We start from the raw sequence: 19,076 nt of genomic DNA on the forward strand, positions 1-19,076 counted from the left end.
TGAACATGAGTTACCAGCAAGAGCTGGACGCACTCCAGCGCTGGATATGGTCGGTAGCCAGTCTAAAGAGCTATCGACTAGCCGAAGCGCCGCCGAAGATTGCCCGGCCTGCTATTGTCTGGGAAGCCCCGGACCGATCCCAGGACCGGAACCTGTCACGCTGGCAATATGTGAACAAGGTCAAGCAATACGGCAAGCTGTACGTAACCAAGCTGGACCAGCTGATAGACCTGCAGGACCTGCTGGGCATGGACCTGTCAGAAGAAGACCGGACCCGAGGGAAATACATTAACCAGCTGCCGGTCTACGAGCATACCGGAGCGGATGCTGTAATAATCGGTCAGCTGCGCGAAGTGTACATTATCTTCGGCAACGGGGAAAGCATGGACACGCCTATGCGTGTCGAATACGAAGTGACCTATAGACGCAATCAAACAATAGCCCCGCCACCTACTGAGGTCTTTACCAAAGTAGTGATGCCGGGGCTTTTGCCATAGAAAGGGGAAACGATCATGGCAGCAGACAAGAACAAAGAAGCCGCGCCGGTGGAAGTAACCCACGCCCCGGGCGACTTGATCCAGGCCGCCTATATCTTCGGCACTACGCCGGAGCTTATGGCCGGTGCGCTGTACGGTGTAACCGAGGAACTGACCCGGGACGCGGCAGCGCAAAAGCTTGACGAATTCCTAAACAAGGAGGTAGGCAACTAATGGCAGGATCATATCAAGAAGGTCAATCGCAGGTTTTATCCGGCGTCTATTCCCTTATCAAGGCTGTACTGTCCAGCGTGTCCGGCAGTACGCGGGGCGTCCTGGCCGTGCCTTTCACGGCTACCTGGGGGCCAGTCAATAAGCTGCAGACGCTGGGGCGGGCTACGGAATTCGATACCCAATACGGTACTAAGGAAGGGTTGAACGGGATCGGCAGCGCTACAAGCGCCCAGAAGATCCGTGCGCTTGCATTCAAGGCGACCCCTTCCCAGGTATTAGGCTACCGCATGGCGACCAGCAGCGCGGCCCCTGGTTCGGCTACTTTAGCCACCGGCTGGACTTTGCAGACGGTCTACCCCTCTGATCGTGCCTTTGTGGCCACGGTTAAGGCTGGCGTTGCTAACGGATCGACAGCGGTACAAATCACCGAAGCGGGCGTACTGCTGCTGGCCGTGGAGGATACCACGGTCGCTGGTCTGACCGCCAAGATTAACGCGTCCGGTATCGTAAAGGTAACGGCTGCAGGTGCTGCGCTTCCGACAAACGTCGCCAGTGTCGCCTTCACCGGCGGCAATAACGGCGCGACCGTGACCGCAACCGAATACGGCGCATTCCTGGCCGAGGTCGAAGCGGATCACACCGCGAACGGTATCGCCCTGGATGGTACGACAGACAGCGCAATCCTGGCTGTACTGTCTACATGGGTACGCCGGGTACGGGATGAAGGTCTGTACATCACAGCGGTCCAGGGCGGTCCTACAGCCTGGGATAGTTCGCTTACAACGGCGAACGCGGCGTCCCTGGTCCTGAATTACCGGGGCATTATCAACGTCGGCAACGGCGTAGACGGCTATACCGCCGGAGAAGCTGCGGTCTATGTAGCGTCCCTGGTTTGTTCTACAGCCTTGAATGCTGGAATCACGGACCTGGTGACCCCGTTCACGGAGGTAAACGTCAAGTCCCAGCTGACACGTGGTAACCGGATCGCAGCCAAGAACAGCGGTACACTGCTGTTTACGATGGAGGGCGGCCAGGTGCTGATCGACGAAGGTGTGAATACCTTGACTTCGCCAGTAGGCGACGAAGTGGCCCCGATGGGCAAGATTCGGGTTAACAATGTCCTGGACTACATCACCGGCAGCCTGGAGGCCTTCGGCAATAAGTACAAGCAGTCCAAGAGCAATACGCAAACTGCCCGCCAAACCTATGCGGCTACCGTCGAAGACACATTCTTTTCAGGCCTGGCCCGAATGGAAGCCATTCAGCCGGATTATAGCTACGTGGAGAATCCGGACTATCACGGCGAGAACCCAGCACAAGCTGCCAAGCTTGACGAAGCGTTCTTCCTGGGAACCTACCAGCCGGTCGATAGCATGGAGAAGATTTATAACAAATACCTGGTGCAGTTCTAAGAAGCTGCACCCGAAAGGGGAATAGAGCTAAATGTCCAATGTTGACGCAAATAAGGTCATTAACGGCACGTATGGCTTCTTATACGACGAAGACGGCCGGGAAATGGATACGACGTCCGAATTTGAAGTTAAGGACGAGTACGAAAAGAAGGAAATGCGATTCCCAGGCGACTTCCACTCTAAGCACAAGGTTATGGGCGGCAAGATCACCGGTAAAATCAAGTTTTCAAAAATCGACTCCCGCCTGCAGCAGAAGATTGCGGCCGATCCGACAGTCAAGTTTAACTATATCGGCAAGCTGGCCGACCCTAACTCTGACGGCGAAGAAGCCGTACTGATCCGGGGCGTGTCCTTTGACTCTAATCCGATCATGTCCTATAAGACGAACGAAATCGTAGAGGTTGACATTAACTTTACGGCTGACGATTACGAGTACAAATCGACTATCGGTTAGGTAAGAAGTAAAGACAACATAAACGTAAGACTAGAGAAAGGGGCCGCGCTGCGGTCCCTATTTTTAATTCCAATCCGAAGGGAACCTAAAAACAATGACAAAACAATCCGAAAAGACAAGCTTTTTGAACCTGGCCGATATCCTGGGCCGTGATACTGCCGAACTGTCCAAGCTGGAAACCGGCGAATTTCCGGTAGCAAAGCTGGGCGGGTCTATTCCCTGGACAGCCATAACGCAGCCGGAGTACAAGGACGCGAAGAAGGGCTGCCTGCATATCAAAAAGGGCAAGCGTGGGCAAGCGCAAGACATGGAATTCGACGACGACAAAATGAAGGTCCGGCTGATTATCACGGCCGTTGACAAGGACAAGCGGTCCGACTTTTCTTTTGCAAACAAGCAGCTGCTTGACAAGCTGGGCGTAATCTCTGCAGAACAAGCCCTGGAACTCCTGGTCAATCCAGGTGAGATTCATAACTGGGCGATTGAAATCCAGGATGCCAGCGGCTTTTCTTCGGAGTCCCAGGACGAAGTGGCTGACGACATAAAAAACTAATAAAAACCAATGGCGAAGCGTCCCTGCTGGCTTTTATCTTCCTGGAAACGGGGAAACTGCCGGGGGATATTTACAACCTGCCGCCATTGGAACGGGAATTCTGCTACCAGGCCGCGCTGATTCAGATCGAAGCAAGAGAAGAAGCCGCGAATAAAAAATAGAGAGGGGGGAAGGTATGGCCAGGGAATTCGTGATGGGCGTTAAGCTGGCGCTTAATGACCAGTTCTTTCCCGGGATATCCCCGGCGCTGCAGGCTACGGAGCGATTCCGGTCCACGGTCGAAGCAGCCGAAGAATCGCTGCAGCGATTATCCAGCGCCAGCCGGACAGCCCTGCAGGGTCTGCAGAGTACATCTATCCAGGTTGACGCCAGCATGGACGCGGCGACCGTGGCGCGGATACAGTCACAAGTGGACGCTATCCGGCCGGTGCTTACCCTGGACGCTGTGCTGGATTCCAGCGCGGTTACCCGGATCGGGGAGCAGTTCGCGGCCCTGACGTCTAACGTCAATGTAGACGCCACAATCGACCCGGGGGCCGTCGGCCGGATTAACACGCAGCTGGAAGCTATACGCCCGAGCCTGAACCTGGACATAACCGCCACCCAGTCCAGTATCAATGATACGGAAAGCCGGTTACGTGACCAGCTGAACGGCCTGGACGTTCCCCTGCAGGTCGCCCAGGCGACTATCCAGCAGATACGGTCCGAGCTTCGGGCGTCGCTGGCCAGCGTAGACGTTAACCTGACCATAGACAGCGGAGCGATTGCCGTCGCCAGGACGCAGCTGCAGGGCTTAAGCCCGGTCAGCATTACAACGGACCTGGACGGCGGGGTCATTGCCGCGCTACGTACCCAGCTGAACGCCTTAAGCCCGTTAGGCATTGACCTAAACCTGGACGGCGGCGTCGTAGCCAGCCTTCGCACACAGCTGGCGGGTCTGAGTCCGGTTAACATCGACCTGGGGGTAGACGGTGACGCTATTGCCCGATTAAGGTCCCAGCTGGGCGGGCTACAGGTTGATATTAACCTGGACGTAGACGCCGTTCAGATCGCCCGGCTGCATTCGCAGATACAGTCCCGCCTGGGCAGCATCGAAATCCGGCTGGATGCTCCGACGATCCTGCCGAACTTGCAGGGGCAGATATCGGCCAACATAGGGGCAATAGACCTGCGGCTGGATATTCCCCCACATGAGATTGCCCGGATTAGGGCGGCGCTGCTATCGCATGACTTTGTAATTAACCCCCGAATAGACGACGACGCTATTCGCCGCCTGCAGCAGGAGCTGGATCGGGTCCGCGTTCGGGGAGAATCAGCCACCCGAAGTATGGGCGGCCTTCGTTCCCAGATTATGGGGATCGGGGCGCTGATGGGCGGCGGCTTCGCGGTGAAGGGACTCTGGGACGGCCTGGTCGGCGCTAATGCTGATATGGAAACCTATCAGAACACGCTGGCGGTTATCCTTAAGGACCAAGACAAGGCAGCCCAGACGCTGAAATGGGCCAGCACCTTCGCGGCGACTACGCCGTTTGAAATCCCGGAGGTTGTGGAAGCGACAACCAAGATGGCAGCCTATGGGATCGAAGCCCAGAAGGTGCTGGGCGTTACCGGTGATATGGCTTCTGTCATGGGTAAATCGCTGGACCAGGCGGTCGAAGCGATTGCCGACGCACAGACTGGAGAGCTGGAGCGCCTGAAAGAATTCGGTATCACCAAATCTATGATCGAAGCCCAGGGCGCTAAGATGGGATCAAAGCTGCTGAACAGTAAAGGCCAGATCACGGATCAAACGGCCTTTAATGCGGCGCTATTTAGCTTGATGGAACAGCGGTACGGCGGCGGTATGGAAATGCAGGCCAAGACATTCAAAGGCATGATGTCAAACGCCAAGGACTTCGTGGGAACAATGGCCCGCGAAATGGGGAAACCCCTGTTTGACAAAATGAAGGTAGGTCTGGGCGAACTGCTTACCTGGACACAAAAAATCCAGGATAACGGGCAGCTGGCCGAATGGATGGCAAGAGTCCAACGCTATGCTGGGGTAGCCTGGCGGGCTATCTCTGCAGCTGGTGGCTTCATTGTCGCCGCCTTCCGGGTAGTAAGCGCCGGAGTACGGACAGCCTACGGATGGATCAAGTGGATATTTGATTCAATCGCAGAGCAGGCCGGAGGTAAAGCCATGACCACGGCGCAGACCATCGGATCGGCCCTGGTCACATCGTTTAACGACTTTCGGGACGCTGCCCAGCCGGTCCTTCAATGGCTTATAGATACGGGGCTGCCATTAGTGCAGGACGCCCTGGTCGCGGTCGGTGTGGCTGCTATTGACGCGGCTGCCTGGATGGTAGACAACTGGGGTCCGGTGCAGGAGGTAATTGAGGATATAGGGGAAGTGGCTTACGATGCAGCTAGTTTCATTATAGATAACTGGTCATTGATTGGTCCGATTGTTGAAGGTTTGGCGATATCCTTCGGAAGTTATTACCTGTATCTTAAAGCAATTGTACTTTGGACCAAGTTATCAGCAGCAGCAACAGCAATATGGACAGCCGCGCAAGTGGCTTGGACGGCTGTTATGTCTGTAAACCCGATTTATCTGATCCTGGTTGGCATAGGCTTGCTGATCGCAGGCATTATCTTGCTGGTTAAAAACTGGGACACAGTAAGTGCCTGGCTGCTGAATATCTGGGGCATTATCCGGGACGCGGCTATTAGCTTTTTCGGCGCTATAGGCGACTTCTTTGTCACCTGGGGCGGGATCATATGGAATGCCATTACGACCGCCGTCGGCGCAGTCGTTAACTGGATGGCTGACAGCTGGAACGGTACGAAGGATACCGCCGTCGCGGTCTTTACTTTTGTAGGTGACTTTATTAAGGGCATATGGGACGGCCTGGTTACCGGCCTAGATACAGCATGGAATGGCATTAAGTCCGGCTTTACGACCGGCGTCCAGTTTATCGTCGATATCCTTAACGGCATGATTGACAAAATCAATAGCGCTCTGGATATCAAGCTGCCGGACTGGTTAGGCGGCAAGGAATTCGCTATCAGCATTCCCCATATCCCAGACGTCGCGCCGGAAACAGACGGCAGCCACGCGACCGGCATAACACGCGTACCGTTCGACGGATACACGGCCACGCTGCACCGAGACGAACGGGTCCTAACGGCTGCAGAGTCCCGCCGGTACGACCCTACGGCTGGCATTCAGCAGCCTATGCTGGATACACGGCAGCTGGCCAAGATGATAACCGCTGCTATTCCTTCCCAGGAAGTCCAACAGCAGACGCAAGCCATAACGTACAACGTACAGGCCCAGATTCCGGTACAGCGCTTCGCTGGCGCTCTTGAACCGGAAAGCAGCGGCGATAATGCCGCCAGATATGAAACGGCGCTACAAGGCACACAGGGGCCGCCGCCGACGGCTAAACCAGCCGCCCAGGTTACTATCGAAAAGCTGGTAGACACGGTGCAGATCATGGCTGCCCCGGGTGACGATGGCGAAGCACTGTACGAAAAATTCATGGAAGTATTCTACCGCAAAGCCCAGGACGCTAAGGAAGTCCTGAGCGTAGCCGGACTGGAGGGGCTGCTATAGTGGGAATCACGACCGGCCGGGAGAAACTGGCCATTATCATAATCGACACGAATACCGATACACCGCACGGCCTGCCGGTCCGGCCGATAGAAGACAGCACCCAGTATACCGACGGCGAAAAGCTGACCACGGCCATTAATATCCTGGATGTGGGAACGGTCGAAATTCCGAGCGGGTCAGACCTGGACGAAATCAGCTGGCAGAGTTTTTTCCCTGGGGATCACGATCCAAGTATCTGCGATATCACGGCAGACGCCCTTAAGGACCCCCTGGTCTACCGGAATCGCTTTTCCAGTTGGAAGGACGCGGGAACGCCCCTACAGCTGGTATGGCCCCTGGCCGGGATCAATAAGCGCGTCTACCTGAAAGCCTTCACCTGGCAAGCCCCGAATGGGGTCGGTGACATTTATTACACTGTCACATTCCGGGAGCTTAAGGAGATCGCGCCGAAGAAGCTCACGCCAGGCGGTGCGCCGGTATCGCTGGCCAAACAGCCAGCCAGCCGGACGGCTGCCCCTGCTACATCCAAGAAGGCGGCCGAGAGTACGAAGGCTGGAGGTACGTACAAGGTGAAGGCGGGTGACACGATCACCGGCATAGCGAAGAAGCTAGGCCTGACGCCGTGGAAGGCCAAGCTGTACACACCGAATAAAAAGGTGATCGGGCCGAACCCGGATAAACTCCAGGTCGGTATGGTACTAAAGGTATGACGATACAGCTGCTGATTAACAAGCAAGACATATCACCGCTGCTATCGTCGTTCCCCAGCATATCGGACGATATTAACGGCGTATGCCGGTCATTGGACTTCACGGTCCAGGCTGCCGACGGCCTGGTGAATTACCTGGGCCAGGCGGTCCACCTATACCTGGGGAAGGATCGCTGGTTCTATGGCTTTATGGAGACGCGGGGCTGGGAAGCTAACGGCCAGGTCACCTATAAAGTTTATGACCCGTTGTACTTTTTGAAGAAGAACCCCCGGGATTACTACTTCAAAAATCAGACGGCTACTCAAATGATAGCCCAGGTGCTTAAGTCGGTCGGCGTTAAAACCGGATCGCTGGCCAATACTGGCGCAGTCCTAGCCCCAAAGCTGCTGCAGAAAGCCGACGGAGATAAAGCCATAATCGACGCGCTGGCCAGAACGTACCAGGCTACCGGGAAGAAATACTGGCTTCGTTTCAATCCGGTAGACGGCCCCGGCTTCGGGGCTACTATCTTTGAACGGACCGTACCGTCCCAGTTGTGGGCCTTCCAGCGCGGCGTGAACATGATCGGCGCAAGCTTTACCGAAAGCCTGGAAGATCACTACAACATGGTCCGGCTGGTCAACCGGGATACCGGCAAGACGGTTACCAAGAAGGACGCAGCCCTGGCGGCAGCCTACGGTATGCGGACCTTTTTTGAAGAAGTAGACAAGGACGCGGCTGCTACGATGGAGCGGGACGCGGCGGCATTGCTGGCTGAGAAAAAGAAGATTAAGACCACGGCCAGCATGGAGGGATTCAACGCCAAACTAGCTATGCCGCAGTTCTATAGCGGCGACGTTATCTTTGTCGAAGAGGACATGACGCAACTGTTCGGCGCTTACCATATCCGGGCCGTGACCCAAACCGTACAGAGTAGCCAGGATATACAAATGTCTTTTGAGCTGCAGGACGCCCCGGACATTCCGACGGTTCAATTCGACGACGCGGCCCAGAAGGAGAAAGACAAAAAGGCCAAAGCGAAGAAGGCGAAAGACAAGTCGAAGGACAAGGACGCCGAAGGCAGCGCGGGGAATTACAGCCCCGAAATGAAAGCGGCAATAGCGAAATACGGCACATAGGAGGGGGGAAGAATATGGGGAAATCGACGGACAAGACGCTGCCCCTGCTGGCGCTGCTGGCAGCCCTGGGTAAGGAAGCCGGAGCCGGTAGCAGCCCGGGGCTGCAGATTGCGCAGATCAAGACGACGGAGCCGGACGAAGTGACCCTGGTCCTGACCGGCACGGCCCTGGCGCTGGACCTGGACCTATTCGACGTTCCGGCCGCCCTGCACCCTCTGCGCGTCGGAGACCAACTCCTGGCCCTTCCCGTAGGCAATACCGGACGCTGGGCGCTGCTGGCCAAAGTAAACGGCGGTGTGACGCTGGCCACGATGCAGAGCGCCAGCAGCCTAAAGATAGACGGCATGCCCGGAACCTATGGAGCTGACCGGCTGGTCTTACCTGCAGGAGTCCTAAACACGGACGGCAGCGGCGGCGTCTCCAGGTCTTTACGATCCGGCGACCGGGTAAGCATAGCGCCGATGCAAGACGGCGAAGTCATTAAATACGTGATCTTAAATAACTACTAGGGGGCGGCAACATGGCCGACGAAAAAACGCCGGTATTCGATTGGATCACCGGCGATTTTGCTACAGACTTACAATGCGGCGTAGTTACCGCCACCGGCCGGGATGCCGTGGAACAGATTGTGCTTAAGGCTACCCAGACAATCCGGGGGCTGTACGCCATCTATGCCAACCTGGAGGACCCGCAGCTGGACCATAAATACGGGAATGATGCCCAGTGGACCTTAATAAAACAAATGCCGGAAGTGGCCAGAATAAGCGAGCTTAAGCGGAACATATACGAAGCGCTGGTATATGACCCCTGGATCACAGACGTAACGGACCTTGAAATCATTCAAGACAAGGCCCCCGATACGGGCGAACTGGCTTACTTCTGCAGCTGTACGGTATTGCACATATATGGCACGACGACGATAGAGGGGGTTGACATATCCAATGGCTAACACCCGGGAAGATTACGCGGCCGTCTTTGAAGAAGACGAAGCCGTCATAAAGGCCCGCCTTCTGGCGAATCCGAACTTAACAGAGTGGCGCAAGGAGCCGGGCGACTTTGTATTCGATACCGTGGTCCCGGCTGCACCGGAAGTACAGCTGCTGCAGATCGGCCAGGATACGATCCTAAAAAATGCCTTCCCGCAATACGCGGAAGGGGAGTATATGGACGGCCACCTGGAGGAAATCGGCCTGGCCAGGATCGCGGCCACACCTAACCAGCGCCTGCTGACAATCACAGCAGACGCCGGGGTAGTGATCCCCGCCGGTCATACGGCCAGCGTAGTGATCCTGGACGACAACGGGAACCCCCTGGAATTCACCGTGGACAACGTGGCCGCCTTCGATACCGCCGGTACGGCTTCTGTAGCGGTGACCAGCACAACGGCCGGGCTGCTTACGAACGTGGCCACCGGGACCCAGTTCATTCTGCTGCCGCCGATTCCAGGAGTGCGCAGCATTGTAGACGCCGGGGTTACGATCCCAGGGCGGGACACGGAAACGGATGCCGAAGCCTGGGACCGGTATCTGTTCAAGGTATCGAACGAAGACACCGGCGGGAACAAAAACGATTACGTGCGCTGGGCCGAAGACTACGAGGGCGTAGGGAAAGCGAAGTGCATCCCGCGCTGGAACGGTAACGGCACGGTTAAAGTCGTGATCCTGGGCGCGGACTTCACCGGCGCGACTCCGACCGTGGTCAACAATCTCCAGGCCTACCTGGACCCAGGCAGCCAAGGGCTGGGCGAAGGTCGCGCCCCCTTCGGGGCAGCGGTCACCGTCGAAGCTGCTGGAAACCTGCCGATTAACGTCGTGGCCAGCGTCGTCCTAAAGACTGGCTACACGCTTTCCCAGGTGCGGACGTCCTTCCTGGCGTCCCTGGTTGCGTATCTGAAAGACCAGGCGTTCGAAGTGGACGAGAGTACCGGCCAGCCTTACCTGGTCGCCTATAACCAGGTCGCGGCTACACTGATTACGACACCGGGCGTCATGAACTGGACGTCCTTAACGCTGAACGGCGGGACCGTGGACATATCGGTAGGAGATGCGCAGGCCGCCGTCGCTGGGACGGTGACCCTGACATGACCACGGTACGCGCCCAGCGCATGATCGACAGCGCCCCGGGCTACTACCAAGAGAGCCAGACCTATGGCAGCATACAGCAAGCTATAGCCGATGAGCTGGACCGCCTGGACGCTGCTACAGACGACCTACAGCTGCAGCTGAGAGCCACGACCGCGACCTGGGGGTTATCACTCTGGGAAGCCCGTTACGGCCTGACAATCGACGAAGGCAATACCTACGATCTACGCCGCAAAAAGGTGCTGGCCCGCATACGGAGCAAAGCACCTTTTTCTGCTGCAATGATTAAGGGAGTAGCCGAGATATACACCGAGCGGCCGGTCCAAGTGCAATTCGACCGGGAGAACATGCAGGTAGTAATCGTTATGGATCGGGAAACGAATACCAGCCCGCAGCTGTTCGCTGCTATCGACAATATTATCCACGCCCACCTGGGCGTTAAATATCGGGCCGCCTGGGTCTACGAAAGCGGGATTAACATCGGCTGGAGTTACACGGCCATTTCTTACCCGTTCCAGGCCTTCGCCAGCAATACGCTTTACTGCGGCGTTCCGTATGACGGTCCGAAGGTAATCAACCTGCCCACGCCGCCGGTATACGCCAGCGGGGAGCGGATCGCGCAGACCTTCGAACGGGTCCTGCAGGGCGGCTTCCCGATCACCGGCGCATTGTACGCTGGAGGACTGGCCGCACCGGTTACGATCCGGCCGGATAACCAGGCAGTCACTTATTCCGGCGGGGAGCAGATCGGCGCGACCTACAGCATTACACAGCAGGCAGCGTTCAAGCTGACTGGCACAATTAACGCAGGAACGGGGGAAACGTAATGGCCTTAACCACAAGCGCCCATAACAAGACAAAAGCCTGGTTCCAGGGCATGATCTCACACGCTTTTATTACAATCGGCGGTCAGAATATCACGGTCCAGCCGTATACGCTGACGCTAACCGGCGACGTAATCACGCTGCAGTTTTACCTGGCTGAGACGGTCAGCGGCACAATGACCAGGGTCCAGGTGATCGACAAGGACGGCGCGGTCTGGGACGACCAGCCGGACAGCATCACTAAGCCCGCACTTAATGGGCTGTTGATAACTTTTAAATACACACTCACAAGAGTATAGGGGGCAAAGACATGCCATACACGAAGAAGGCCTGGCTGGATCATATCGTAGACGGTAGCGGGGCCGTAGTGCAGCAGGGTACGCCCCTGAATGCGCAGAACATGAACCATATCGAAGAAGGCCTGGCAAATGCCCTGGCCGTAACACCTAGCGACCTGGGCGCAGTGTCGGCTTACAGCGGCGTGTTAGATACCCCAGCAATCAATTCCACGTTTTCCGACAGTGCAACAATACCCGGAGGGCAGCTGCAGGTCCCGGCCGCCGTTTGGTACTACATGGGGATCAATGCTATAGCAATGCCAGGATCACGGATGCCGAATAGCTTTTTGATTGCCGGTAACGTCGTTCGATTCAGCAAGGATAGCGAAAACTTTGTCCCATTTACAGGGGTATCTGCTGGCCTGCATAAGATCGTATTACCCGACCCACCTACGGAAGGGTCCCGCGACGATCTGCTACTATTGGAAGCCTGGAAGGATCAAGCGACACAAGCCTGGAAATGCAGGGTAAGAGCTGTAGCCGGGGTTGACTTTAGTAAGACCTATGCAAGCGTGGATTATACTGGCTGGAGTGATAACACGAATCACACGAATATCACACCGCAGGGCGGCCTAACCGAACCGATCCCGGCCGTTGTCGGTTCGATTAGTTCCGCAAACCTGCTGATTAATGTATTCCGGCCATCCTACGGTGCTAACTACCAAAGTACCGCGCCGATTATTGATATGGGCCTATGGGTTGCTGGAACAGGGTCTGATACCAGTAAAAGCGCCCTGAAAACGTATGACGGTTTTGTCTATGCGATTCCACTAGCCAAGATTAACCGCCGTAATTCGGGCGGCTACAGCGTGAATAACCCGAACGGGGCGCGTGACTTCTACCAGGTGTTAACTACCACACTGACCGGCGCCAGCGGTTCCTTCAATCCGAAAGAGGTTAGACAGGTTTCTGTGCCAAGCACGGCCGGTATGAGGGTAGGCGATGTTCTGGCCCGCCAGGGCAGTACATCCTTTACGCTGGATGTAGTGTCCGTTGACAGCGCAACGCTGGTAACCGTGAAAGAGTCCTCAAATAACACCGGCAGTTTCCAGGTGGGGGTAACTGGACAGACCTGGATACTATCTAAAAGTGACCGCCCGGACGGTCTTTTCTCTAATATCGTAAGCTTCCGGGATATCACCGATTTGCGGCATAAAACCTATCTGGCGGCCCCTTCCTACGATCAGCTGCTGATCGACGGCCTGGACCAGGTACTGCGGGGCGCTAACCAGGTTGAACGGCCCCTGGCTATGCGAAAGACATATGTAGGGATCAAGAAAACGCCTTTAGACGCAAATCATATTTTTTATGCTTCGATGGATAGCACGGTTACTGCTGAAGTAGGAACCCTGACAACCGTCCCTATGGGTCAGAATGGTAGTGGATTTCAGCCTATGCCTACTGGAGCCGGTTATAGAACCCCATCGGCTGCAGCGGCGCAGTATACCGATCTGATACCGACAAGCGGCCTGGGTACGGTCTTCACGCTGGAATTCTTCCTGGACCTGAGCCAAGGACCTGCCATTGCTTCGGATGCCCGAACAATCGCAGAAATCCGGGATACAAATAACCTGGGGCTGCTACGCTTACTATGCAATCCGACCACCTTCGACACGGTTCAGATTCAAACCGTTACAGCTACAGCCGCCTATGGCACTACAACTTCGGTAAATACGCCAGCTAAAAACAAAGCATCAAAGCGGGCGCACTTTCGACTAACTTACAATAACGGCACGATTAACCTGTACATTGACGGTAACCTAATGCTTACCTTAACTCATACGCTGGTCCGGGCTGCTACTAAGATCGGCCTTACCCGATCTATCGCCGGGATTGAAGGGTCTTCTGGCAATGAAACTTATCCGAGTGCTTATTTTATATATTCAGACGTCGCTATCAGTAAGGTAGACCGGGGCGCGGTCTTTGCCACATTACCGGCCGATTTTAGCCAAGGTTACGCGGATATTACACCAGCCTTTAATTATCAACGTCGGGTCAATTCCGACGCCCAGACGAGCCAGAAAACCTACGCGTCGGCCAAGGTAAAGAACGCGACCCAGGAATCCGGGATCACGGTCACCAAGGGGTCCGGCACAAATACGGCAGCGTGGGAAGCGGGAGACAAAATCAAAGTTAAGGGACTGGCTGGGGAAACTATCAGTGGGATCACGGATGCGGACACTGCGCGGGCTAAAATACTAAGTAACACCACGAATCAATTAACTTTAGATTCAGTAGCTGGCCTAGCCGTTTCTGATGCTGTATATTTCCGTGATTCTTCTGGTTTTGGGGATTTTGAGAGTACAACGGTAACGGCTATAGATGCCGCTACAAATACTATAACTGTGAGTAGTGTTATGACGGTTAACAGGTATGCAAACCAGTCTTTGTACGAGATTACAGCCAGCACTTCCAGCCCTGTAGTTCGGGCTATAATTGCCGGAGTATCGACGACAGTTTCGGGAACTTGGACAGGCCTAGCGAAGAATGAAGCCGAAGTCACCCTGGGAACTTTACCTGGCGGCCTGGCGGCCCAGGATATCATAATCGAATACAGCCTTAACATGGCTGCAGGACAGGGCGGTCTTTACCAGGTATATACGTCCGTGTTGACCGGTGAAGCGAACGGCAAAAAGCTGACACCTAGCCTGGTAGCCCTAACTGACGATTTTGTCGGGAAGATCGCAGGAAGTACCACGGTTAACCCGCATAAGCTTTATGCAGCGACTAACGGAACAGCGGCCACTATCGGCGCACCCGGCACGGAGTTTTCTCAGGGAGATTACGACGCTGTAAAGCAACTGGATAATTCCCTGAAAGTTATTACAACTTCGGTGAATGGTCAGCAGGCTACAGCCTTCATAGCTATAGACGTTATCCGCGCTTATGAAGATAAGTACGGAAAGATTCCCGGAGCGTATACAACGGCTGAGAAGGTAAGCTGGCTGCGGTCGAATCACAGCAAAGTAACCTGCAGTGTGTCGGCGTATGGCAGCGGTCCAGCGGGCAATTCTGCCGCCCTGTACCAGTGGAATACGGCTGCCTGGGTATTGCGGTCTTCTAACCCGGCGAACGCAATAGCCCAAATTAACGGCCCCTGGACTGATATGACTACCTGCATAAATAACGACGGTTTCGTCTATTTCCTGGCGACGACCGCCGCGTCCGATGGTACTACGCCTTCGGTCCTGTATGTGGATCATATAACGGTATCTTTTGAAGTTGTTTCCCGGGCTGGTTACGATGTGCTAACCCCAGAAAACACCCGGCGCGACGCTGGCCTGGGCGGTGTGCTCTATGTCCGAAAGGTAACCCGCGAAGTGGAAAGCCTATTCTGGGGCAATGACGAAGATAACGGCATTGTAGTTATCGGGGAGTACCTGCCTACCCAAGAATTCGCGATACAGGCATCGGCCACGCTATCCGGGGCAACTAATGTACTGACCGGAATCCATGGCTTTATCACTACGGCGGGTACGAATGCTGGCACAGATGGCGGCCTTAATTACTACTTGAACGCTATCAGCCGGTTACTGGGTCCCGGGGATGATCTTAATTACAAGGTTGACCCGCAAAGCTTAATCGGTACGCTGCCTTACACTACGGGCGGGGGCGCAACGCCGCAAATACGGTATGTTGCGGCTGATACTGCTCTGGTCACCGGGCGCGTAGATGCACAGTACACTGACGGCATTCCAGCCTGGGCGGCAAAGGCTGCGGAATTTTTATCCGGCTGGCCAGTCCTGCAGCAGTATAACGGGGAACTGGTGCTGCGGATCGCGCTGCGGAAACGGTCACAGCTGGCAAGTGTAGGTATCGGGGGCGGCACAGTCCATGTATTCTTCCGGCTTCCAGGTCGTCCACTTGTCAAACTATAAGGAGGATTGACGCATATGGATAACGTAATATTCAGCCGCCAAGATCACACGGTAACCGGGCTTAACCGCCCGGCCGGTCCTGCGGAATATAGCCTGGCCCTTCCGTTTCCGGTCACAGTAACCAAGCTGCTGCCCTGGGTAAACGGGGAGAAGCAGAAGACGAACGAAGACGGCCAGCTGCTGTACTATGGCAAGCCGATCCTGGAGGAAGACGGAAGCGAAACGGTGAACGAAGTCACTACCGACCGGATCGTCACAGCCTGGGAAGAGGTCACCCAGGAATATACCCTGGTAACAGACGAAGGTAAGGTCCCTATGAGCAATACTACCCGGATCGCTACCGAGTGGGAGGACCTGGAACCGGTCCTGGAACCGAACGTCGAACAGTACCAGGTTAACTTCGCGGAGCAGCCGAGCCTGTTCACGTACCAGGAACTGCAGGCCGCCAAGCTTTCCAGCATCAAGAAGGCCTATCCAGGGCTGGACCTGGCGTACTATGACGAAGACTTTGCCCTGGAGAGCTTCGCAGTAGAGCTGGCCGACCACGCGGCGAACCTGGGAGACGGCCTGCTGGCCATACATCCCGGCGGCATGTGCCGGACGGTCAAGCTGCCGCTAGGCAAGTCGGCAGGTATTGTCCGGCTGTACCTGGAAGCCCAGGACGGCGTTACGGTAGAGGTCGGGGCCACGGCCGCGAACATGATCCCCGTAGCCGACGGCCAGGTAAAGCTGACCGCTGCTTCGGATGCCGTGTATGTACGCTTCACGAATACCGCTGAAAGTTATCGAGAGGTTTACGCCTTCGGACTTTTGGCGTAGTCAAATATAAATAGAGAAAGGCCCCGTACACCTGCGGGGCCTATTTTTATGCCTGGGAAGGGGCTAACGACAATGCCGGAGATAATTACAGACGTTAACGCTGGGCCGCGTATCCCGTTGCCGGAGGAATACGGGGAACATATCGCCCGGCTGAATGCGGAAAGTGTCTACGCGAAGCAACAGCTGGAATGGCATGCAAAGCAGATTGAACGGCTGGAGCTGAATTATCAAGCCTTGACCACCCAGCAGACCGAAACGAAAACGCTGGTTCTCCAGCTGCATACAAGCCTGGAGGGGCTGAACAGCCGCCTTTTTACGATGGTCCAGCAAATGACAAAGGACAGCGCCCACCTGCTGCAGCAGATCACAAAGGGGCAGAGCCAGGAGCGGCAGGCCGGTACAAAAGAAAGAAGCCAAGCGCAAACCGCCTGGCTTAACTTCGGTAAGTACGTTATAGGTGCAACGCTGGGGGCGCTTATCCTATACCTGACAACCAAAGGATTATAAATCAAACATAACCAGGCCGGGACGTATTGAAACCGGCAAGAAAAGGGGAAAAGCCATGAAATACGACAAACGGAACCGGGAAGCGTTGGCCAAGCTTGCACCAAACACGCAGCGGGCCGCGCTTGCCTGGTATGAGTATTGCGAAGCCATCGGAGCTGAACTACTTATCACGGAGACGATCCGGGACCTGGCCACACAGAAGGCAAACGTAGCCAAAGGAGCCAGTCAAACGCTGCGCAGTTATCACCTGGTCGGCCAGGCGCTGGATTTTGTACCGGTCACCGGCACAGCAACGGATTACAACGCTTATGCCCGGGCGGATATCGTCAAGGCGATTGCGGAAGCGAAGCGGCTGGGTTTCAAGTGGGGCGGGGAGTGGAAGACCCTGGTAGACAAGCCGCACCTGGAATACCCGTACACCGGCTACGGCCTGGATAAGAAGCTTAATCCGGCATTCGTGCCGGTACTGAATCCGATCCTGACCACCAAAAAGGAGGAAGACGAAGACATGGCAAAACTTGAATCAGCGCAAGCACAGTTTAAACCCTTCGCCCAGACAATCATTGACAGCTATTTAAGCCCCGCCTGGAACAAACATAACGATGCGTACAAGGCCGCACTGGCCAAAGGGGACAAAGCCGAAGCCGATAAGCAGCTGAACCTGCGGAACTGGCAGAACCAGCTGGCAAACGCTGCCCGCGTCGCTGCCGGTATGGAAAAACAATAAGGAGGAATTACCGTGACCAAGAAAATCGTAACAAAGCAGGTTGTCGTCGTTAGCAAGTGGGACAAGGTGAAGAAACGCCTGGTAAATCCGGTCTTCCTGGCGGCTATCGCTGCCCTGCTGTACCGGGCGCTGCAGAACTTCGGAGTAGCACCGGAAGCAGGAGACTACCAGCTGTATGTGGATATCGTCTGCTATATCCTGGGCATTGCCGGGGTTTACAGCACGTTCGATTCTACCGACCCCGAGAAAGTAGATAACATAAAAAAATAACCTGGCGGCAGGCGAAGCCCTAATGCCAGGTTATCCCTTCGATTCCCGTCAGCTCTTGCTGGCGGGCTTTTTTATTTTGTCAATCCGTATGTATACCTGTCCATAATTGCGCATACCTCATGCAGATTTTTTACAATCGTCCCCTTTTCACTTTCCGTTAATTCTTGCGTTTCCCCGGCGTACTCCATAACAGATTCAAGAATCGTAATAAGTGCTTTAGTTGCGGGCATTGTGCATGTCTCCATTCCTAAGTTGAATAAGCCTAATATACTACTAGCGGAATGTGAAGTCTGTCGAATGTGCGCGGGAATGTAGTACCGTTAAAGTTTTTATCCGGTCAATCATGTCATAAATTAGCAAATCTTTGTCGAAAATTAGCTAAATTGCGCCGTGAAACTGTATGGATATCCCCTGTAATTAGAACTACATTCGGCTTTCTGAATTCTTTTACATAATTTAGGTTGATAATCGTATTTTTATTGATCCGAACCAGGTTGTCAGGAAGCACCATAACCATTTCATATAAATTTTTCGGGAGTAGTCCATTCTTGTTTACACTCTGTACAGAAAAGACATGACCTTTCAGCTGTATTGTTACTATGCCGTCCGTCGGAACCCAGAACGGCTTATCGTGCGAATCTAAGGCCGAAAATCCTTTCATTTTACTACCATCCTTTCCCATGAAGTATGTTACAATGAAGCCTGTTTAAACTATAAACTTTAATAGGGAGTAACGCAGCATGAACGGTGAATTAGGCCGCTGCTTACTCAATGACAGGTTGAAGGAACGCGGATGGAATCACCAAGACCTGGCAGGCGAAACAGGGATAGATTTCCGCCAAATCTCCTTTTGGGCTAATGATGAACGGGCTATGTCACTGAAAAATGCAATCATTGTATCCAATGCCCTTGGCTGCACAGTACAATCCCTTTATAAAAATGGCCCCCTGTTATAAGAGTAAGCGCAAGCGAGTAAACCAGGTGTATACCGGGTTTCTCTGGCCGTGATTCTACGTTCCCGTAGAATATTTTATTCCCTGAATTCTATATGTCTATTCATATCGTTTCAAGTGT

At 54.8% G+C, this 19,076-nt stretch carries 21 protein-coding genes; 19 read left to right on the forward strand and 2 right to left on the reverse strand.

All coding sequences use genetic code 11. From position 1 onward, the window contains the following. Positions 1 to 5 precede the first annotated feature (5 nt). From MKZ09_RS14810 to MKZ09_RS14895, 18 genes are all read left to right on the forward strand, one after another. Entirely contained in the window at positions 6 to 497 is a 492-nt protein-coding gene (locus MKZ09_RS14810) for a hypothetical protein (RefSeq protein WP_341040909.1), read from the forward strand. Between the two features lie 15 nt (positions 498 to 512). Beyond that, complete coding sequence (locus MKZ09_RS14815) at positions 513 to 710, forward strand: hypothetical protein (RefSeq protein WP_341040910.1); 198 nt, start codon at positions 513 to 515, stop codon at positions 708 to 710. Next, positions 710 to 2,122, forward strand: coding sequence for a phage tail sheath C-terminal domain-containing protein (locus MKZ09_RS14820; protein ID WP_341040911.1), 1,413 nt, complete (start codon positions 710 to 712; stop codon positions 2,120 to 2,122). The genes MKZ09_RS14815 and MKZ09_RS14820 overlap by 1 nt, the downstream gene beginning before the upstream one ends. Positions 2,123 to 2,153: 31 nt before the next feature. Beyond that, positions 2,154 to 2,576: a phage tail tube protein gene (locus tag MKZ09_RS14825; RefSeq protein ID WP_341040913.1), complete on the forward strand. Its 423-nt coding sequence runs from the start codon at positions 2,154 to 2,156 to the stop codon at positions 2,574 to 2,576. 94 nt (positions 2,577 to 2,670) lie between these two features. Then, on the forward strand, positions 2,671 to 3,129 hold the full coding sequence (locus MKZ09_RS14830; protein WP_341040914.1) for a phage tail assembly chaperone: 459 nt from the start codon (positions 2,671 to 2,673) through the stop codon (positions 3,127 to 3,129). Between the two features lie 175 nt (positions 3,130 to 3,304). After that, positions 3,305 to 6,730 (forward strand): tape measure protein, encoded by a 3,426-nt coding sequence (locus tag MKZ09_RS14835; RefSeq protein WP_341040915.1) that lies wholly within the window; start codon positions 3,305 to 3,307, stop codon positions 6,728 to 6,730. Continuing rightward, complete coding sequence (locus MKZ09_RS14840; RefSeq protein WP_341040916.1) at positions 6,730 to 7,440, forward strand: LysM peptidoglycan-binding domain-containing protein; 711 nt, start codon at positions 6,730 to 6,732, stop codon at positions 7,438 to 7,440. The genes MKZ09_RS14835 and MKZ09_RS14840 overlap by 1 nt, the downstream gene beginning before the upstream one ends. Beyond that, on the forward strand, positions 7,437 to 8,558 hold the full coding sequence (locus MKZ09_RS14845; RefSeq protein ID WP_341040917.1) for an XkdQ/YqbQ family protein: 1,122 nt from the start codon (positions 7,437 to 7,439) through the stop codon (positions 8,556 to 8,558). Before MKZ09_RS14840 ends, MKZ09_RS14845 begins: the two co-directional genes overlap by 4 nt. Positions 8,559 to 8,572: 14 nt before the next feature. After that, on the forward strand, positions 8,573 to 9,067 hold the full coding sequence (locus tag MKZ09_RS14850; protein ID WP_341040918.1) for a hypothetical protein: 495 nt from the start codon (positions 8,573 to 8,575) through the stop codon (positions 9,065 to 9,067). A gap of 11 nt (positions 9,068 to 9,078) precedes the next feature. After that, complete coding sequence (locus MKZ09_RS14855; protein ID WP_341040920.1) at positions 9,079 to 9,507, forward strand: DUF2634 domain-containing protein; 429 nt, start codon at positions 9,079 to 9,081, stop codon at positions 9,505 to 9,507. Then, complete coding sequence (locus MKZ09_RS14860; RefSeq protein ID WP_341040922.1) at positions 9,500 to 10,642, forward strand: baseplate J/gp47 family protein; 1,143 nt, start codon at positions 9,500 to 9,502, stop codon at positions 10,640 to 10,642. The genes MKZ09_RS14855 and MKZ09_RS14860 overlap by 8 nt, the downstream gene beginning before the upstream one ends. After that, positions 10,639 to 11,466 carry a putative phage tail protein gene (locus tag MKZ09_RS14865; RefSeq protein ID WP_341040923.1) on the forward strand — a complete coding sequence of 276 codons (828 nt, stop codon included), beginning with the start codon at positions 10,639 to 10,641 and terminating at the stop codon, positions 11,464 to 11,466. Before MKZ09_RS14860 ends, MKZ09_RS14865 begins: the two co-directional genes overlap by 4 nt. Continuing rightward, positions 11,466 to 11,762, forward strand: a complete 297-nt coding sequence (locus MKZ09_RS14870) for a hypothetical protein (RefSeq protein ID WP_341040924.1) — start codon at positions 11,466 to 11,468, stop codon at positions 11,760 to 11,762. The genes MKZ09_RS14865 and MKZ09_RS14870 overlap by 1 nt, the downstream gene beginning before the upstream one ends. Positions 11,763 to 11,773: 11 nt before the next feature. Further along, positions 11,774 to 15,679, forward strand: coding sequence for a hypothetical protein (locus tag MKZ09_RS14875; protein ID WP_341040926.1), 3,906 nt, complete (start codon positions 11,774 to 11,776; stop codon positions 15,677 to 15,679). A gap of 15 nt (positions 15,680 to 15,694) precedes the next feature. Continuing rightward, positions 15,695 to 16,498: a hypothetical protein gene (locus tag MKZ09_RS14880; protein WP_341040928.1), complete on the forward strand. Its 804-nt coding sequence runs from the start codon at positions 15,695 to 15,697 to the stop codon at positions 16,496 to 16,498. A 72-nt stretch (positions 16,499 to 16,570) separates the two neighbouring features. Continuing rightward, complete coding sequence (locus MKZ09_RS14885; protein ID WP_341040930.1) at positions 16,571 to 17,005, forward strand: hypothetical protein; 435 nt, start codon at positions 16,571 to 16,573, stop codon at positions 17,003 to 17,005. A gap of 55 nt (positions 17,006 to 17,060) precedes the next feature. Then, positions 17,061 to 17,732 carry a M15 family metallopeptidase gene (locus MKZ09_RS14890; protein WP_341040932.1) on the forward strand — a complete coding sequence of 224 codons (672 nt, stop codon included), beginning with the start codon at positions 17,061 to 17,063 and terminating at the stop codon, positions 17,730 to 17,732. 12 nt (positions 17,733 to 17,744) lie between these two features. Beyond that, complete coding sequence (locus MKZ09_RS14895) at positions 17,745 to 18,002, forward strand: hypothetical protein (RefSeq protein WP_341040933.1); 258 nt, start codon at positions 17,745 to 17,747, stop codon at positions 18,000 to 18,002. Positions 18,003 to 18,073: 71 nt separating this feature from the next. On the opposite strand, the gene MKZ09_RS14900 is transcribed toward MKZ09_RS14895, so the two are convergent. After that, the gene (locus MKZ09_RS14900; protein ID WP_341040934.1) at positions 18,074 to 18,232 is read right to left on the reverse strand and encodes a hypothetical protein; all 159 of its coding nucleotides are present in this window, start codon (positions 18,230 to 18,232) and stop codon (positions 18,074 to 18,076) included. Positions 18,233 to 18,348: 116 nt separating this feature from the next. After that, positions 18,349 to 18,663, reverse strand: coding sequence for a LytTR family DNA-binding domain-containing protein (locus MKZ09_RS14905; RefSeq protein ID WP_341040935.1), 315 nt, complete (start codon positions 18,661 to 18,663; stop codon positions 18,349 to 18,351). A gap of 79 nt (positions 18,664 to 18,742) precedes the next feature. On the opposite strand from MKZ09_RS14905, the gene MKZ09_RS14910 reads away from it, so the two are divergent. After that, positions 18,743 to 18,958 (forward strand): helix-turn-helix transcriptional regulator, encoded by a 216-nt coding sequence (locus MKZ09_RS14910; protein WP_341040936.1) that lies wholly within the window; start codon positions 18,743 to 18,745, stop codon positions 18,956 to 18,958. Positions 18,959 to 19,076: the final 118 nt, after the last annotated feature.

The sequence above is a fragment of the Paenibacillus sp. FSL R5-0908 genome, from assembly GCF_038006245.1.
Lineage (GTDB): Bacteria > Bacillota > Bacilli > Paenibacillales > Paenibacillaceae > Paenibacillus_AQ > Paenibacillus_AQ odorifer.

What these genes read in the sequence shown, in the direction of transcription:
- MKZ09_RS14810 (WP_341040909.1), top strand. Translation starts at nt 6, where the DNA reads ATGAGTTACCAGCAAGAGCTGGACGCACTCCAGCGCTGGATATGGTCG.
- MKZ09_RS14815 (WP_341040910.1), top strand. Translation starts at nt 513, where the DNA reads ATGGCAGCAGACAAGAACAAAGAAGCCGCGCCGGTGGAAGTAACCCAC.
- MKZ09_RS14820 (WP_341040911.1), top strand. Translation starts at nt 710, where the DNA reads ATGGCAGGATCATATCAAGAAGGTCAATCGCAGGTTTTATCCGGCGTC.
- MKZ09_RS14825 (WP_341040913.1), top strand. Translation starts at nt 2,154, where the DNA reads ATGTCCAATGTTGACGCAAATAAGGTCATTAACGGCACGTATGGCTTC.
- MKZ09_RS14830 (WP_341040914.1), top strand. Translation starts at nt 2,671, where the DNA reads ATGACAAAACAATCCGAAAAGACAAGCTTTTTGAACCTGGCCGATATC.
- MKZ09_RS14835 (WP_341040915.1), top strand. Translation starts at nt 3,305, where the DNA reads ATGGCCAGGGAATTCGTGATGGGCGTTAAGCTGGCGCTTAATGACCAG.
- MKZ09_RS14845 (WP_341040917.1), top strand. Translation starts at nt 7,437, where the DNA reads ATGACGATACAGCTGCTGATTAACAAGCAAGACATATCACCGCTGCTA.
- MKZ09_RS14850 (WP_341040918.1), top strand. Translation starts at nt 8,573, where the DNA reads ATGGGGAAATCGACGGACAAGACGCTGCCCCTGCTGGCGCTGCTGGCA.
- MKZ09_RS14855 (WP_341040920.1), top strand. Translation starts at nt 9,079, where the DNA reads ATGGCCGACGAAAAAACGCCGGTATTCGATTGGATCACCGGCGATTTT.
- MKZ09_RS14860 (WP_341040922.1), top strand. Translation starts at nt 9,500, where the DNA reads ATGGCTAACACCCGGGAAGATTACGCGGCCGTCTTTGAAGAAGACGAA.
- MKZ09_RS14865 (WP_341040923.1), top strand. Translation starts at nt 10,639, where the DNA reads ATGACCACGGTACGCGCCCAGCGCATGATCGACAGCGCCCCGGGCTAC.
- MKZ09_RS14870 (WP_341040924.1), top strand. Translation starts at nt 11,466, where the DNA reads ATGGCCTTAACCACAAGCGCCCATAACAAGACAAAAGCCTGGTTCCAG.
- MKZ09_RS14875 (WP_341040926.1), top strand. Translation starts at nt 11,774, where the DNA reads ATGCCATACACGAAGAAGGCCTGGCTGGATCATATCGTAGACGGTAGC.
- MKZ09_RS14880 (WP_341040928.1), top strand. Translation starts at nt 15,695, where the DNA reads ATGGATAACGTAATATTCAGCCGCCAAGATCACACGGTAACCGGGCTT.
- MKZ09_RS14885 (WP_341040930.1), top strand. Translation starts at nt 16,571, where the DNA reads ATGCCGGAGATAATTACAGACGTTAACGCTGGGCCGCGTATCCCGTTG.
- MKZ09_RS14890 (WP_341040932.1), top strand. Translation starts at nt 17,061, where the DNA reads ATGAAATACGACAAACGGAACCGGGAAGCGTTGGCCAAGCTTGCACCA.
- MKZ09_RS14900 (WP_341040934.1), bottom strand. Translation starts at nt 18,232, where the DNA reads ATGCCCGCAACTAAAGCACTTATTACGATTCTTGAATCTGTTATGGAG.
- MKZ09_RS14905 (WP_341040935.1), bottom strand. Translation starts at nt 18,663, where the DNA reads ATGAAAGGATTTTCGGCCTTAGATTCGCACGATAAGCCGTTCTGGGTT.
- MKZ09_RS14910 (WP_341040936.1), top strand. Translation starts at nt 18,743, where the DNA reads ATGAACGGTGAATTAGGCCGCTGCTTACTCAATGACAGGTTGAAGGAA.